Origin of the sequence: Pusillimonas sp. ANT_WB101, from assembly GCF_008369125.1 — a bacterium.
Taxonomy (GTDB): Bacteria; Pseudomonadota; Gammaproteobacteria; order Burkholderiales; family Burkholderiaceae_B; genus Allopusillimonas.
The window spans coordinates 775,144-790,409 of the sequence record NZ_VOAY01000002.1 but is presented as its reverse complement, the minus strand read 5'-3'; the positions used below and the strand labels follow the sequence as shown (position 1 = coordinate 790,409).

Sequence of the window (15,266 nt, the reverse complement as noted above, 5' to 3'; positions counted from 1 at the left end):
ATCAGTATTAAATGACGCAAAAACCAGTAGAGATCTGGACAGACGGGGCCTGCAAGGGCAACCCGGGAGTAGGTGGCTGGGGGGCTCTGTTGCGCCAGGGGCGCCACGAAAAAACGCTTTTTGGCGGTGAACACGCCACCACCAACAACCGCATGGAGCTCATGGCGGTGATCCAGGCGCTGGGTGCGCTTAAACGTCCCTGTACTGTTGTGGTCCATACCGATTCGCAGTATGTGCAAAAGGGCATGAACGAGTGGCTGGCCAACTGGAAGAAAAGGGGCTGGCGCACTGCGGACAAAAAGCCCGTAAAAAACGCCGACCTGTGGCAAATGCTTGACGAAATGGTCGGCGAACACGAAGTTAGCTGGCGCTGGGTGCGTGGGCATGCCGGTGACCCGGGTAATGAACGCGCTGATGAGCTGGCCAATATGGGCGTTGAAAAGGCCAGGGCGACGCCGCGAGAAACTTCACTGAAATAAATTGATAACAAGTGCTAAAGTCACGAACAATCAATATTGTTTATTAGCCCGCTGACTTTGGGGCTGGCATGGCTTTTAATTATGAAATTCTCTATCCCAGGGCTCATCCTGGTCCTTGCCCTTGGTGTGGCCGCGGGCGTGTACGGCTCCCGCTGGCAGGCGGAGCGCAGCCAGAAGACTGTGCCAGCGCAGGTCAAGTCAGCCCCAACTGCGGGCAAGAGTACCCCTGCCTCCTCTAAATCTAAAACAGTTGTGGAGGTTGAGGCCGTGCGTCAGGTTTCAATGCCGCGCAGCGTCTCTGCCGTAGGTAGCTTGCGGTCCCGGGACTCCGTCATTTTGCGCCCAGAAATCACTGGTCGCATCACTGAGATTAATTTTGCAGAAGGCGGCAAAGTCGAGAAGGGTCAGGTTCTGGTTCGGCTTGACGACAGTGTTGTGCGTGCCGAGGTGCAACAGGCACAGGCCAACCTCAGCCTGGCAAGCAGCAAGTACAGACGCGCCCAGCAACTGACCAAGCAGGGTTTTATCAGCAAGCAGGCACTTGATGAGGCATCTAGCCAGTTCAAGGTGCAGCAGGCAGAGTTGGCGCTGGCCAAGGCCCACCTTAGCAAGACTGTCATCGTGGCGCCTTTTGACGGCTTGATTGGCCTGCGTACCGTGTCAGTGGGTGATTACGTCAGCCCGGGCATAGACCTGGTGCCTATCGAGTCGATTGACCCGCTTCAAGTTGATTTTCGTATTCCTGAACAATTTCTCAGTGACATAAAGCTGGGGCAAAAGCTTGCCGTCAGCTTCGATGCCCTGCCGGGGCAAAGCCGCCAGGGCGAGGTGGGCGCCATCAGCCCGCTGATAGATGTGGGTGGCCGCTCGCTGTTGTTGCGCGCCAACGTTCCAAACCCGGATGATATTTTGCGCCCCGGCATCTTTGCGCGCGTACGGCTGCAGTTTGCCGATGATGCCACCCTGGTTGTGCCCGAGACGGCTATCTCGCCCTCGGGAGACGAGCAATTTGTATACCGTGTTGTCGACGGTAAAGTACAGCGTGTGGCCGTGCGCCTGGGCATGCGGCGGGATGGGCGGGTGGAGGTGATCGACGGGATACAGCCTGGTGACCTTATTGTTACCTCTGGCTTGCAGAAGGTATCCCAGGGTCAGGAAGTCGAGATAGCAAAACCGCCTGTCAGCGCAACGGCATCCTGAGGGTAGCGCGGCATGAAACTGTCTGAAGTCTGCATAAAGCGCCCGGTTTTCGCGACAGTGCTGTCGCTGATCATTGTGCTGGTTGGCTTTATTTCGTACGAGCGGCTTACCGTTCGCGAGTACCCGGCTATTGATGAGCCTGTTGTTTCGGTACGCACCGACTATAAAGGCGCTTCGCCCGAGGTGGTCGAGTCTCAGGTTACCAAGCCGCTTGAAGATCAGCTGTCGGCCATTGAAGGCGTCGACGTGATGACGTCGCGCAGCCGCTCAGAGATCAGTTACATCAACATCAAGTTCAATCTAAGCCGTAATCCCGACGCTGCAGCCGCAGACGTGCGCGACAAGGTTTCGCGTGCGCGACGTTATCTGCCCGACGAGGTCGACGAGCCCATTATCAGCAAGGTAGAAGCGGACAGCACGCCGATTATCTACGTGGGTGTTTCCACCGGCCAGATGTCCGAGATCGAAGCGTCTGACTACATCAAGCGCTACGTTACAACGCGTCTTTCTGTAATGCCTGGTGCGGCTGAAGTGCGCGTGTTTGGTGAACGCCTGCCGTCCATGCGTATTTATGTCGACCGGTCGAAACTGGCGGCCTATGGCCTTATTGTGCAAGACGTAGAGACCGCGCTGCGCCAGCAAAACGTGCTGATTCCGGCAGGCCGCATAGAGTCGAAAGAGCGCGAGTTTACCGTGATGTCAACGACCGACTTGCAGTCGATTGATCAGTTTCGCGACATTATCGTGTCTATGGCCAACGGGTATCCGGTTCGTCTGGGTGACGTTGCGGATGTAAAAATTGATGCACTTTCAGATCGAATTCTGGCACGCTACAACGGCAGGCCCAGCCTAACCATAGGCATTACCAAACAATCAACGGCAAACCCGCTGGATCTCTCGCGCTATGCCCGTGCCGAAATTGCCGCCATCAATGAAAACCTGCCTTCAGGCATGCACCTTGACCTGACTTACGACACCTCGGTGTTTATTCAGGAGTCCATCAATTCTGTATACAAGACCGTGGGCGAAGCCATACTGCTGGTGGTGTTGGTTATTTTCTTCTTTTTGCGTAACCTGCGCGCCAGCCTGATTCCCATCGTGACAATACCCGTATCGTTGATTGGGGCGTTTGGGGTCATGTATTTTTTTGGATTCTCCATCAATACACTGACCCTGTTGGCCATGGTGCTGGCCATTGGCCTGGTGGTCGATGACGCCATCGTTATGCTCGAGAACATCTATCGGCATATCGAAGAAGGGAAGTCGCGTGTCGAGGCTGCGCTTCTTGGCTCCAAAGAGATTGGCTTCGCCATTGTTGCCATGACGCTTACTCTGGTTACGGTGTACGCGCCGCTGGCCTTCGCCACCGGGCGGACGGGGCGTCTGTTTATCGAGTTTGCCCTGACGCTGGCCGGCGCGGTGCTGGTGTCCGGTTTTGTGGCGCTGACATTAACACCCATGATGTGCGCGGCGCTGCTGCGCCATCAAACTAGCCATGGGCGTATTTATACCTTTATTGAAACCCTGCTCGAAGGGCTGACCATACGCTACCGCAATGGGCTGGCCCGTGCTCTGCGTCACAGAACACTGGTCATGTTGCTGGGCCTGGTGGTGGCGGGCGGCAGTGTGTTGCTTTTTAATACGGTTAAAAGCGAACTGGCGCCATTGGAAGATCGTGGCGTTATTTACGGCATGTTAAGTGGCCCTGAAGGCGCGACCGTCGACTACATGTTGCACAGCATGGAAAAAGTTGAGCAGATTTACGAAGACATCCCTCAGTCTGCGGGTTATCAGTCAATTATTGGCTTTCCAACCATTACCGATGGCATTGCGATTCTTAGGCTCAAGCCCTGGGATCAACGCACACGTTCACAACAAAGTATTGCTGAAGAGCTGCGTCCGCAGTTAGGCGCGCTGTCGGGTGTGCGGGCGTTTCCGGTTAACCCGCCGTCGCTGGGGCAGCGCTCTACCTCCAAACCCGTAAACTTTATGATTATGAGCCAGGCGTCTTATCCCGAAATGGATGCCATGGTAAAGCGCTATACGGATGCGCTGCGCGATTATCCCGGCCTGCAAAACATCGACACTGATCTTAGACTTAATACGCCCGAACTCAAGGTTGTGGTGCATCGCGACAAGCTGGCTGACGTGGGTATCGATGTGGATGTGGTCGGGCGAACGCTGGAGTCTATGTTGGGCGGGCGGCAGGTGACACGGTTTCGCGACAGCGGTGAGCAGTACGACGTAATTGTGCAGGTCAAGAAACAAGACCGGGCCGACCCGGCTGACATCTCTGACATCTATGTACGAGCACGTGACGGCAGTATGGTGCAGTTGTCCAATTTTGTGACGGTTAACGAGGGGGTGTCACCTCAGTCGCTTAACCACTTCAACCGCCTGCGTGCCGTCAAGGTCGAAGCGTCTGTGGCGCCGGGCTACGCGCTGGGTGAGGTGCTGGACCACATGAATACAGTGGCGCGCGATATTCTTCCCCCCACGGTGCAGACGGATCTGGATGGGCAATCACGCGAGTTTCGCGACTCTGCCGGTGGCATCTATCTGGTTTTCATGATGGCTGTCGCCTTTATTTACCTGGTGCTAGCGGCCCAGTTTGAAAGCTGGCGCAATCCGCTCATTATCATGTTGTCCGTGCCACTGTCGATGACGGGCGCATTGCTAGCGTTGTATCTCGCAGGCGGCACGCTCTCGATTTATAGCCAGATCGGCTTGATTACCTTGGTGGGGCTTATTACCAAGCACGGTATTTTGATCTGCGAATTTTCCAACCAGTTGCGTGCCGAAGGCATGGAAATGATGGAAGCGGTCATTAAGGCCTCAGTAATGCGCTTGCGGCCTATTTTGATGACCACTGGCGCCATGGTGTTGGGCGTGGTTCCTCTGGCCCTGGCAACAGGTGCGGGTGCGGAGTCGAGGCAGCAGATAGGCTGGGTACTGGTGGGTGGGCTGAGCCTGGGTACGGTGCTGACGCTGTTTGTAGTGCCAGTGGCCTATACGCTTATCGCCGGCAAGGCGCGGCCTGTTGCTAGTACTACTTAGGCCTGATGGTCAGCCTCGATGCGCTTCTGAGTGCGTGTTGAAGTCTGCAGATGCTTGCAGGTAAACGCAAATGGTTTTCGGTACACATTAATCTCCCGTAGATGGGGGCGTGTATCGACCTGCGGCAAGTAGATGTTGAGCCTGAGTGTGGGCAGCCCGACTTGGCCGTTCTTGTTTGGTTTTTTTCCTCGACCGAGAAACAATGTTACCGAAGAGGTTGGTGTGCCCATGGAGACGCATGCGTTAACATGGTTGCTTCGCCCCCCCATTGCTTTTATTTGCCGTCGCCCATCGTGGCTATGGCTTTGTTTTTTTTTAGTGATTTGCAGATATGCGTCAGATAGTGCTTGATACCGAAACCACCGGCCTCGACCCGGTGCAAGGCCATCGAATAGTCGAACTGGCCTGCGTAGAGCTTGAAAATCGTGCACTTACGGGCCGGCACCTGCATCTGTATTTCAACCCCGATCGTGACAGTGATCCAGAGGCTCTGGCCGTGCACGGCCTGACCACTGAGTTTCTGTCAGGGCACCCGCGTTTCGAAGAAACGGCGCAGCAGCTGGTTGACTACGTCAAAGACGCTGAAGTCATCATCCATAACGCGGCGTTTGACTGCAAGTTTCTGAATGCGGAGCTGACGCGTATTGGTCTGCCGCGTTTTGACGAGCTTTGCGGCAAGGTTACCGACTCGCTGTTGTACGCGCGCGAAATACATCCGGGTAAACGTAATAATCTTGACGCATTGTGCGAGCGTTATGGCATTTCTAATGCGCATAGAACGTTGCACGGGGCACTGCTAGACTCTGAGCTGTTGGCCGATGTATGGTTGGCCATGACCCGCGGTCAAGACGCGCTGATCATGGACTTTAACGAAGAAGAGGGCGGTCGTGCAGGTGGCGTGCATGTTGAGGCTGTTGATGTTTCTGTGCTGAAGGTGATTACCGCCAGTGCTGATGAGCTGCAGGCACATGTTAGCTACCTTGAAGCGCTCGACGAAACGGCAGGCAAGCCGTGTGTGTGGCGGGTGGTGGATGCCGAGGCTCAGGTGGCTGTAGCGGCGTCTACAGAGGTGGCAGGGGGCTGAACGCAGGCAACGATACCGCGTGAGCCATGCTGCTGCGACGGTCGGTTACGGGCAGCCTGTGTTCAATCAGATACCATTTAAAACTGGTGTACAATTCTGGTCTTCCCAAAGCTCGTTTGTGCAGCGCAATGTTGCCAATACGACGTCTTATGGGGCGGTTAGCTCAGTGGTAGAGCACTGCCTTCACACGGCAGGGGTCACAAGTTCGAACCTTGTACCGCCCACCATTAAAACATAAATAAAATCAATGCGTTAGGGCTTTTTGATACTTTTCGATTAGACGGCTAGTACTCAAAAGGTACTCAAAACGAGCGCGTCAAACCGCCATCACCTTTTACGATCTACTCGTAATACTACGAAACTTTCGTAGTAACTCCCACGCGAGCGCTGAGGCTATTACTACCGGGATTCCGGTAGTAGGCTATTAGGTGTTCCACATGCGGTGGAATACTTCCTCAATTTGAGTATGACACCCCCCAATGGGGGAAGTTAAACTTCCATCACCTTGTACGGGTTCAGCAGCAGAAAGTAAGTCGGGTTGCCGTGAAATGGTTTGTCTGCCTGGCGCTCTCGGTTCTCGTATAGGTCAGCCACTTGCAAGAGTATGGCCGCTTGGACTGGCGCTGGCATAGGGTCTGGCATTTCGTCCAGGTTCAGGTAATCTGCGGCTGCCATCGTCGCGGCTGCAATCATGGCGGATATCGCAGTATCTTCATCGTCGTGAATGACGCGAAGATGCATCTTTGCTTGGTCTAAGGTGATCATGTTGGCCCCGTATCGCACATAAGCGTTAAGTAAGTTTTGTCATTGGTCGCCAGTACCGCCCGGATGTTTAGCTCGTCGGCACCGTGAACGATCCGGTAGGCTGGCTTAATATCAGTGCGGTAGCGAATAAACACGCGGCTGGTCACGGTAGACGCCACGGCCATCGCCTGTAAGTATTCTCGGCCTGATAGCCCTTCGACGTGCGCCCAGACGGTCGCCACGGGCACCCAGGCCAGCGCCCAGCCACCCCCGCCATCGGGTGTACGCTCTTGCTTTTGAATCTCAATTCGATGTTTCAGCTTTCCTGCTTGCATATCATGCCCTTAAAGTAAATGACGGCCACCAGCGCAAGGTTCAATTCCACGATCAGGAGATGAAAAACACTGCGCCGCCTCTGGGGGTTTTCCTGAATCGCGGCACTCGCCCAGTAATCCGCGTCTACCCCGTCCGGCATTTCCGGCCCCGGTAGCAAGGGATCAAACAAAATCAAATTCGAGCGCGTCAAAGCTCGCCTCCACCTCTGTGCTGCCAGCTGCCCCAAACGCCATAGCCAGGGCTTGCAAGCCATCGATACGGCCCGTGGCTCGCATCTTGTCCAACTTGCGGTTGCCTGCCGGGTCTTTGGTCGTCACAGCGTTGGCCGCGCACATGGTCATTACCGGGTTCATGCCGTGGGCGACACGCCCATTTAGTAGCTCGGCTTCCAGGCTTTCCAGCGCTGGCGACATATCCTTGTAGCCTTGGCCATGAGGCACGAGCGATAACGACACGCCTATACGCTCGAATTCCCTTTTCAGCAGATCAATGCGCCAGCGGTCATACGCTACGGCCTGTACATTCAGGTCGCATAGGATCGTCGCAATATCCTGCGCCACCACCTCGTAATCGACTGTGGCCCCCGGCGTCGTGTTGATCAGCCCTTGTCTGGCCCATACGTCATACTCGGAGCGGTCTTTATGCGCCCGGTCGGCTAAGCCCTGCTCAGGCGTCCAGAAGTGTGATTGCACATGCCACACACCGTCTATCTTGCCGATAACCACGAGCGCGGTTAAGTCGGTACGGGCAGACAGGTCGAGGCCAGCGTAGACGGCTACGCTCCCGAAGTCTTGGGAACGCTCCCCACATGACTTCCACACGTCTGGCGATATGAACGGGCTTTCAGTTGATACCCGTTGGTTTAGCAGCAGGTTGCGAGCGGCGTTCTCCATCGACGGCATACGCTGGGCCTGCTTCATCTGCTCGGCCAGATCATCGCGGGATCGGAATGTATCTAAGGCTGGATTAGCAGCAGTCCAGGCTTTCTCGTCCATCAGGTCGCAGTCGGCTGGCGCGGCGTACACATGGCTGACAATGCGCGGATCGTTGCTGGTCTTGGCATCGTCTAACCAGATAGAAAGCAAGTCGGCGTCACTGGCTGCCTGCGTTGATATCACCATCAGTATGGGTTCAGCATGTGCGCCCTGGCTGGTCGTGATGGCATCCACAAAATCAGACTGCGGCCCGCGTACCTGCCCCACCTCATCAAGAATCGCCAGCACCGGCGATAACCCGTGAGCGGTCTTGCCCTCGGCCGCCAGCGCCCTGTATTCGGTATTGAGCGGTAAGCCCAGCAGCCGTTTGCTTGATGGCACGATCCGAACAATGCTCGATAGCCGTGGGGAAAGTTGCACCATCTTGGCGGCCAGGTTAAACACGAGCGCGGCCTGATCGCGGCTCATGGCCCCTGATACCAGTTGACTGTTAAGTATGGCTTCAGGCCCGACCAGGTGCGCCAGCAGCAGGCCAGCTATCAGACCAGACTTGCCATTCTTGCGAGCAATGGAAAGGTAAGCGCGGCGGGTGCCATGCTTGTTATCGTAGACAGCGCGGATAAACTCTTTTTGAAAGTCGGCCAGCACCAGCGGCTTGCCAACGTGCGCCCCGTCAGGGGTAACGCAGTGCTTTTCCAGAAAGGCTATGACGCGCTCGGCTCTGGTCATTTCACGGCCCGTAAGGTCGGGATCAGATCATCATCTTCTTCTTGATTCGCTTGGCGCTCCAACTCCAACGCCTTGCCCTGATTCTGGCTGCGCCCGGTTGTCGCCTCGGCGTGAACGTGAATCGCCCTCGCCATTGCCACCACACGACGCGCCAACGTCTCGACTAATTTATGCTTGGGGTTTAGCTTGCCGTCCAGTACATCGCCCTCGATGGCAATCTCACGCTGCAATCTTTCTACAGCGGCCTGATCACGCGCCATGACAGCAGCCATTGCCAGGTCGGCATCGTTCCAACGGTCACGCGGCCTATTCAGCATGACAGCGTCCCAGAAGGGTTTCGCGTCAGCGGGTAGGGCTACATGGCTTGGTGGCGACAGTGGCCCCCGTGCGGCGTTCTGGCTGGCCTGTACGGCTGCCTTGGCGCTATCGGAACGAGTGCGGCGCGTCATGGCTATTTTCCCTTAGCGTTAAAAGAGTGCTCCCCCCGCGGTGCTTGGCCCCCGGTTGCTGGCGATTTTTATTTATTCCAGTGGTGATCAGGATCAAGCGGATTGCCCAGCACATCGCAGCCGTAAGCCACGCGCTTGCCCATGTCAGCGGCGGTCTTCCTGCTATGGCAAGGCCCGCATAGTCCTTGCAGGTTGTCCAGATCATTGTTGCTCGGCTCATTGTCGATATGATCCACATCACGGGCTGGGGTATGGATACCACGAGCCAGGCAGTGAACACACATAGGGTCGCGACTGAGTACCACATCACGTAACCTGTGCCAGGCCGCGCTGCCTAGAAGTAGCGTCCTGCCGTTGTCCTTCTTGGGTGTGTATTTCATCTATGCCGTCCACTTTGGGTAAGTTCTCTAGCCGTCTGGCTTCGCTCGGCAGCATCCAGCCCGAAGCAATACCGTTCGCGTAGAATGCTGCCCGAGTAGTGCTGTCGCCACGCAACAAACCTTCAACGGAATGCTCTGGCTTGAATCGCTGCCTACCGGCTGGCGTCAGCAGTTGCTTGGTAACGGCCTGCTCCCACGAAACTAGATGGCGGCGCAATCCGAAAGTAACGAACTGGCGGGACATTTCCACTGAGTTAGAAAAGTTGCCATGGGTCAAGTCGCCAATCATCACAGGACTTATTCCAAAGATGCGGGCCACTTCTTCAACAGAAAATTTGCGAGCGGATACCCATTCGCTATCTTCCATCGACATTGACACGGTTTGAAAATCAACGCCCTGATCCAAAATTGCGGTGCGGCCTGCGTTCTGATTGCCTGAGTGCTGAGAGTCCCACGAAGCTTTAAGGCTGGCTTTCTGCTCGGCCTTCAAGTGTTGGGGAAATTTCAAAACACCAGACAATTTTGCTCCGTTGCGGAACGTAGAAACCCCATGATCGCGCTCACTGATAGACAGCTCGATGGTTTCACGGCTGGCTTGTATTGGCGATACACCCAGCAGCGCTTCGCCATCAGCGCGGTGCTTCAGGTGAAACACTTCATCTTGCAGCAGCTTTTGTACTTTCCCAGCATGGTCGGTGTGCTCGTAGATCACACCGTTGGCCGTGCGGTACAAGCTCATGCGGTCAGGGTGAATGGGGATCAGTTCCCGCACTTGGCCATCGTAGCCGCGCACGACGCGAGCATACGCATTGCCACGCAGCAGGACACTGGCCGTCATCATTTCGCGGAATTCGAGCGCCGTTTGATGCTCGTTCGCAATGCTGTGAAGCACGGTGTACAGCGGGTGCTTTTTGGCTTTGGTACGCTGGTCGTCACGCTCGTACAAATGCAATGGCAGGCTGCCCACTGTGCCAGCAATGAGGTTCACGGCAGCATATACCGCGCTCACACTCTGCGCCGTCTCAGCGGTCACAGACCCGCTACGCAGAGCTTGAAAGCCCTCCCAATAGTTATCACCATTGGCGCGTTTCTCGTAGCCCAGGCGGGTTAGCAGGCGTTTAATCATAGGGTGTCCATCCAAAGCACTCGAAGGCCACGGGTTTCGTAGACGCTCGGTTTACTGCGTAGTGCAACTGTCGTATCGGCATACGCCGGGTCACTGGTCAATGTGATTTCCTGCAAGTCCAGATCCAGCAATTCACGAATGAGGGTCGTGCCGCGTTGTTCCCATTTGTCGCCACCATCACGTACACGGAAGCCAAACGAGCAGCCGGCCACGTCGCCACGGTCAACCAGAATGGCCAGATCCCGGCCATGACTGGTATCAGGTAACTTCAGGCTGAAGGCCAGCCCCTTGGCATCCTCACGAAGTTCTAAGGTGCCTCCCTTGGTGGTGCCAAGCAAGGCGGAGGCGTCGTGGTGATATAAGGCGCGAATGTTAGAGCCCGATTGCAGCGATTTAGTGAAGGCTCCCGCACGTATTACCTCGGCAAAGTCGCCTATAGGCGCTTCGCTGTTAAATACTGCCGCGTACCCGGATAGGGTCTTGCCATTCGTGGCTAGTGTGCCGCCAGATCGAAGTTCTAACATTCGCTTTGCTCCTTAGCCGACTTCTACATCGTTAGCCAGCACGAAAGCTTGTTCGTGGCGAATGGCCGTACCGACCGTTGCCATGGCGCGTACTTGGACACCCCCACGGCTGTAGGCTGGTTCTGCAAAAGGGTTCACAAGTAGATCGAATTCTGACCACACGCCCAACAGGACTTGGCTAAAATCTCCGAGCAGGACGTTGCCGCCGGTCATGTGTCGGGTGACGCGCAATGCGCGTTCTGCCATGCGCCCACCTTCCAGCAAGTAGCCAGCAAGACCAGCTTCCTTTAGGGTGGTGCCCAGCAGGGTTTTGACAGTGCCCGTGGTCAGCCAGGTGCCGCCCGCAATTTCTTCATCCTCAAGCTTTTGCACCATCGCCATGACTGAAGCCCAATCCAGGTCTGCCAGGCTTGCGGTCTGAATGCCAGGTACGTTAATGACGCCCATCGGCTCGTTGCCCGTGCCGGTGCCTGCAATGATGGCGCGGTCGATCTGCTTGGCAATCAGGAAGGCCAGATCATCACGAACCAATTGTTCAATGTCGGGGCTGGATTGCTGGATCAATTGACGGCTCATTTCCGTTTTTCCGCCGACGTGTTTCGGGGTCAACGATACGGAATCAAAGGTCATACTGCCATCAGGCACGGGACTGTTTTCTGCAATCCAGCCAGTTGTAAGGCCAGTTCCATATTTGGGGATAGAAAGATTGCCAGACAAACCGGTCAACACACGAACGCCCAATTGACGAGCCACCAGTTGTTCACGCAATGCGCCGATGTATTGGTCAGGCCGGTGAATGGTCGGAACAATATCGCTGGCGGTGGTCGTGGTGTTGACGCGCTGTTCCAGCAAACCCATAGGCACGAAACACCCTTCGGCCTTGCGTCCGGTGCGTCGCTCCACTTCCTGCGAGTACTCCCGCGCTGGGCCGTCTACGCTGCGGTTTTCCATTTGTGCGCGCAGCACGTCCATGACGTTTATACGTGCTTCCAAGCTTTGCAGTGATTTGTCGCCTACAGGCTCGCCATGCTGCTGGCGCTCGGCTTCGGCCATGAAGGAGGCGCGTTGCTCATCAGCCTCTAAACCGGTGATTTCAGCTTTCAGTTTATCGAAGGCGGTTTTCTCGCCGTCGTTCAAGCTGCGCTTCTCGGTTTCAGCGGTATTTAGCAGGCCACGCATTTCGTGGACTTTGGAAGCTCGTGCTTCCTTGATAGCGTTAATGTTCATTATTTGGATATCCAATAGTAGTTAACTATCGATAGGTATATCACATTTCACATCATGAAAAAAGCCCCGGAAAGGGGCTTGGATGTTGACGGTTGAGGGTGGACGAAACTGATTATGAGTCGTTGTAAAAAAACCCAAACTCCAGTTCCAGCCTGGTTCTTTGGTTCGCCTTAAAGCCTTTACATCGATGCAATACTTCAACCCCACCACCTCCGAATGGCTGGCGATGTTGGATACACCTGTTGCCGTAAAAGCTGGAGCATTCAGCACAGCTACGGCGGTCGTCCATCTGCATGTCCCTCGTCGTTAGCTTCTCAGCAAGCCAGGTGGCTGTGTCGGACTCAATCCCTTTAGATTCAAATGTGATAACCCTATCTTGCCGGATCATTTCGATGGGGTCGAACGGATCTTCGTTTTTTGGAGAAGTCGGTTGTGCTACGGCTATTGGTGCTATTGTGGCTATTCTGGGCGACTCAATAGCCGGAATAGCCGGAATAGCCGTAGCCACTTCACTATTCAGAGCTTTTTCAAACATTGCCATCAAGCTCATGATGCCCCCCCATTAAGTAGCTTAGGGTTGACGATAATCATTGTTGATCGGCCCTCTGTAGCTGTGCTAACTCTGTCTGCGTCAATCAGTTCTTGCAATACTGGCAACAGTTCGGCCTTCTTGCGAAGTTTACGAACGGGGGCATGTTGCAGCACTTCAACCTGCCCTATCTGGTTCACCTTACGAGCATTGCATTGCTCGATTAGCCACTCGTCTAGCTTGGCCGCAAGGTGCAGTTCGGGTGATTGTTGCAATTCGGAAAGTAGCCGTCTGGATTCGGCCAAATGCCACATTGACACCATACAAGCCGCCTTCATGTCGGCCTGGTTGATCTGGCTTTCAATGCCGTATTGGTAAACATGGAATAGGGCGGCGATACGCGCCGCGTTGTCTGCTGCCTTGGACGCCACATCACGTACCACTGATAACTCACCTTCCGGCTTGAGCTGGCTCTCGACAGTGTTGTAAAACTTTGTCCAGACTGCTTTTGCCTGAGCATCAAACGAGAGTGTTGCCGGTGCAAGTCCATCGCCAGACTCATCAAACGCCATCGGCATTGATAAGATCTGAGTGATCCGCGCATTGAAACGATCCAGTTGCAACATTGATGCGTCAGGCTCCCGGTATGGCCTGTATCCTTGCGTCGATTCAGGACAGGCCACCAGAAAGCGAGCCAGGAAACCAGAACCACGAGCCAGCCCGCCAGCCTTACGCATGAACTCAATAAATACATCTTTCTGTATTTGCAACGTCATCGTCAGCCGCGCATTTCGAACAGCGAATGATTCGGTTGTGCGTCGGTCTACAGTGTGAACGCCACCATCCCATAAGACATTCAGGATCGCTAAGTTACGCATGACGCTATCACTACCCATGCCGTGACTGCCAAAGATCACCCCGGCCTCAGAACTCACAATTCCGCCGCTAGGGAATTTCTTTGCAAGACTAAAGGCAAGCTGCTCGGGTGTAATGTCGCCATACATCAGGCGCGGTACTTTTGGCTCTAATGGCTCGGCCTGCTCCAGCTCACGTAATGAGTTTTCCAGTTCGTCTGTCGGTTGTGCTTTCTTCGCGGCTGCTTTGATCGCCTCCAGAATGCCAGCCTTCTTTGCGGCCCAGCTTTGCTTGTCGGCTTTCCAGTCGTCTACTTCTGGCTGCATCGCCTCGGCCTGAGCGTTTTCAAATGTGCGGATCGCCGACACAAAATAACCGTCTACGGTGGTCTTGCGCTCGCCTGAGTCGGCAAAGGTAATGCTGAACAATGAGCAGGGATTGATGAGCCTGGCATCGCGCTCGACATTAACGTAAGCCTGAGCCGCTAAAGATATCGACGATAGGGCGCAAGTTGCCACCATCGGCATGGGTGCCTGTGAAAACTTTTGCACTTCGACAACGGCATTTTTGATTCCTTCCGGCAAGGCGTCCAGCGGGTATGGTTCCGGGTCGTATGACTTGCCACCCAGGGGCAATGGATCAGGCCACTGGCTTGGCATCCAAAGCCCCGGCATGGAGCCATCAATAGCGGCTGTGGCGCGTTCCAATTCTGTTATCGACATTGGCATACCTCCAGCGCTTGAGTGATCCGCCTTGACGCCAATAACAGTCTGGCCTTATCAGCTTCCGTAAGTGGTGTGCCGTTGCTCAGGTTGCAAGCAGCGGTCGCGGCCAGCATCGCTTCAAAGGAGACAGCCCGTAACGCATCGGCATAAGAGAATGGCATTCTGGCGCTTTTAACGTCAGAGCGCGGTGTTGCCATCGCAGGGAAAAGGTCTTGCACCTTCATTCCGACAGCCGCCAATACGTCGTATACGCTACACCCTCCAAAGTCGTGCAGAAGCACTTTGCCATCGTCAGTCTCGGTGATGGCAAGGGATGGACGTTTATCGTCGTGAGCAGGGCAGCAAGCCACCCACCGCCCACGGCCTGTCTGCTTCACCCGGTCTAGCCGGGAAAGTAAAGCTTGAACAGTCATGGCCGTACCCCTTAGCGTGAGGCGATACGGTCAGAGATCCACTGATCTATTTCTGCTTCGAGAAAACGAATGGCCCGGCCAAACTTGATCGGCTTGATGCGCCCGGCAGTCATTTCGTTGTAGATGAACGACCTGCCCATGCTCATTCTGTCCATAACTTCATGGAGTGTGAGTAGGCGTTGCTGTTGGGTTTGATGTTTTGCTGCTATGGCTGTATTCAGTTGGTCGATCATTTTTAGTTTCCTAAAATATCGACTTACAGTCTAAGTTATGCACTGTATTTACCTAGATTAGGTTCAGTGCTAACATTGAATCGATTACCCTCGGGTAGTCGCCGCGCTAACGGCTGTAAGTCTTAATGGGCCTACAAAATCGCTAGGGGTTGGTTACAGCCTTCCCCTAGCACCTCTACTTTATCTTCACATTTGCCACAACATGTTGTGTTTTTGAATCCTTAAAACCACTGTATGTTGC

17 protein-coding genes and 1 tRNA gene are annotated in these 15,266 nt (G+C 54.9%); 6 read left to right on the top strand and 12 right to left on the bottom strand.

Annotated elements, in window-relative coordinates; genetic code table 11:
• The first annotated feature begins 11 nt into the window (after positions 1-11).
• From rnhA to FQ179_RS12560, 5 genes are all read left to right on the top strand, one after another.
• Complete coding sequence (gene rnhA, locus FQ179_RS12580) at positions 12-479, top strand: ribonuclease HI (RefSeq protein WP_149397613.1); 468 nt, start codon at positions 12-14, stop codon at positions 477-479.
• An 81-nt stretch (positions 480-560) separates the two neighbouring features.
• Positions 561-1,679: an efflux RND transporter periplasmic adaptor subunit gene (locus FQ179_RS12575; RefSeq protein ID WP_149397612.1), complete on the top strand. Its 1,119-nt coding sequence runs from the start codon at positions 561-563 to the stop codon at positions 1,677-1,679.
• 12 nt (positions 1,680-1,691) lie between these two features.
• The gene (locus FQ179_RS12570; protein ID WP_149397611.1) at positions 1,692-4,736 is read left to right on the top strand and encodes an efflux RND transporter permease subunit; all 3,045 of its coding nucleotides are present in this window, start codon (positions 1,692-1,694) and stop codon (positions 4,734-4,736) included.
• 331 nt (positions 4,737-5,067) lie between these two features.
• Positions 5,068-5,820, top strand: a complete 753-nt coding sequence (gene dnaQ, locus FQ179_RS12565) for a DNA polymerase III subunit epsilon (RefSeq protein ID WP_149397610.1) — start codon at positions 5,068-5,070, stop codon at positions 5,818-5,820.
• Between the two features lie 152 nt (positions 5,821-5,972).
• Positions 5,973-6,047 (top strand) — tRNA-Val (locus FQ179_RS12560).
• Between the two features lie 262 nt (positions 6,048-6,309).
• On the opposite strand, the gene FQ179_RS12555 is transcribed toward FQ179_RS12560, so the two are convergent.
• The 11 genes from FQ179_RS12555 to FQ179_RS12505 all read right to left on the bottom strand — a co-directional run bounded on the left by FQ179_RS12555 (position 6,310) and on the right by FQ179_RS12505 (position 14,376).
• The gene (locus tag FQ179_RS12555; RefSeq protein WP_149397609.1) at positions 6,310-6,585 is read right to left on the bottom strand and encodes a head-tail connector protein; all 276 of its coding nucleotides are present in this window, start codon (positions 6,583-6,585) and stop codon (positions 6,310-6,312) included.
• Entirely contained in the window at positions 6,582-6,899 is a 318-nt protein-coding gene (locus tag FQ179_RS12550) for a phage head closure protein (RefSeq protein WP_149397608.1), read from the bottom strand. The genes FQ179_RS12555 and FQ179_RS12550 overlap by 4 nt, the downstream gene beginning before the upstream one ends.
• On the bottom strand, positions 6,881-7,090 hold the full coding sequence (locus tag FQ179_RS12545; protein WP_149397607.1) for a hypothetical protein: 210 nt from the start codon (positions 7,088-7,090) through the stop codon (positions 6,881-6,883). Before FQ179_RS12545 ends, FQ179_RS12550 begins: the two co-directional genes overlap by 19 nt.
• On the bottom strand, positions 7,062-8,564 hold the full coding sequence (locus FQ179_RS12540) for a terminase large subunit (RefSeq protein ID WP_149397606.1): 1,503 nt from the start codon (positions 8,562-8,564) through the stop codon (positions 7,062-7,064). The genes FQ179_RS12545 and FQ179_RS12540 overlap by 29 nt, the downstream gene beginning before the upstream one ends.
• Positions 8,561-9,013: a TerS protein gene (locus FQ179_RS12535; protein ID WP_149397605.1), complete on the bottom strand. Its 453-nt coding sequence runs from the start codon at positions 9,011-9,013 to the stop codon at positions 8,561-8,563. The genes FQ179_RS12540 and FQ179_RS12535 overlap by 4 nt, the downstream gene beginning before the upstream one ends.
• A 68-nt stretch (positions 9,014-9,081) precedes the next feature.
• Positions 9,082-9,318: an HNH endonuclease signature motif containing protein gene (locus FQ179_RS12530; RefSeq protein WP_188074600.1), complete on the bottom strand. Its 237-nt coding sequence runs from the start codon at positions 9,316-9,318 to the stop codon at positions 9,082-9,084.
• A 1-nt stretch (position 9,319) separates the two neighbouring features.
• Positions 9,320-10,519, bottom strand: coding sequence for a phage portal protein (locus FQ179_RS12525; RefSeq protein ID WP_149397603.1), 1,200 nt, complete (start codon positions 10,517-10,519; stop codon positions 9,320-9,322).
• Positions 10,516-11,043 (bottom strand): HK97 family phage prohead protease, encoded by a 528-nt coding sequence (locus FQ179_RS12520; RefSeq protein ID WP_149397602.1) that lies wholly within the window; start codon positions 11,041-11,043, stop codon positions 10,516-10,518. Before FQ179_RS12520 ends, FQ179_RS12525 begins: the two co-directional genes overlap by 4 nt.
• Positions 11,044-11,055: 12 nt before the next feature.
• On the bottom strand, positions 11,056-12,270 hold the full coding sequence (locus FQ179_RS12515; protein WP_149397601.1) for a phage major capsid protein: 1,215 nt from the start codon (positions 12,268-12,270) through the stop codon (positions 11,056-11,058).
• Positions 12,271-12,382: 112 nt separating this feature from the next.
• Positions 12,383-12,820 (bottom strand): hypothetical protein, encoded by a 438-nt coding sequence (locus tag FQ179_RS12510; protein WP_149397600.1) that lies wholly within the window; start codon positions 12,818-12,820, stop codon positions 12,383-12,385.
• Complete coding sequence (locus tag FQ179_RS12505; protein WP_188074599.1) at positions 12,817-14,376, bottom strand: YfjI family protein; 1,560 nt, start codon at positions 14,374-14,376, stop codon at positions 12,817-12,819. Before FQ179_RS12505 ends, FQ179_RS12510 begins: the two co-directional genes overlap by 4 nt.
• A gap of 215 nt (positions 14,377-14,591) precedes the next feature.
• Between FQ179_RS12505 and FQ179_RS22330 the strand changes: the two genes are divergently transcribed.
• Complete coding sequence (locus FQ179_RS22330; protein ID WP_188074598.1) at positions 14,592-14,765, top strand: hypothetical protein; 174 nt, start codon at positions 14,592-14,594, stop codon at positions 14,763-14,765.
• A 38-nt stretch (positions 14,766-14,803) separates the two neighbouring features.
• On the opposite strand, the gene FQ179_RS12495 is transcribed toward FQ179_RS22330, so the two are convergent.
• Positions 14,804-15,025, bottom strand: a complete 222-nt coding sequence (locus FQ179_RS12495) for an AlpA family transcriptional regulator (RefSeq protein WP_149397597.1) — start codon at positions 15,023-15,025, stop codon at positions 14,804-14,806.
• Positions 15,026-15,266 lie beyond the last annotated feature (241 nt).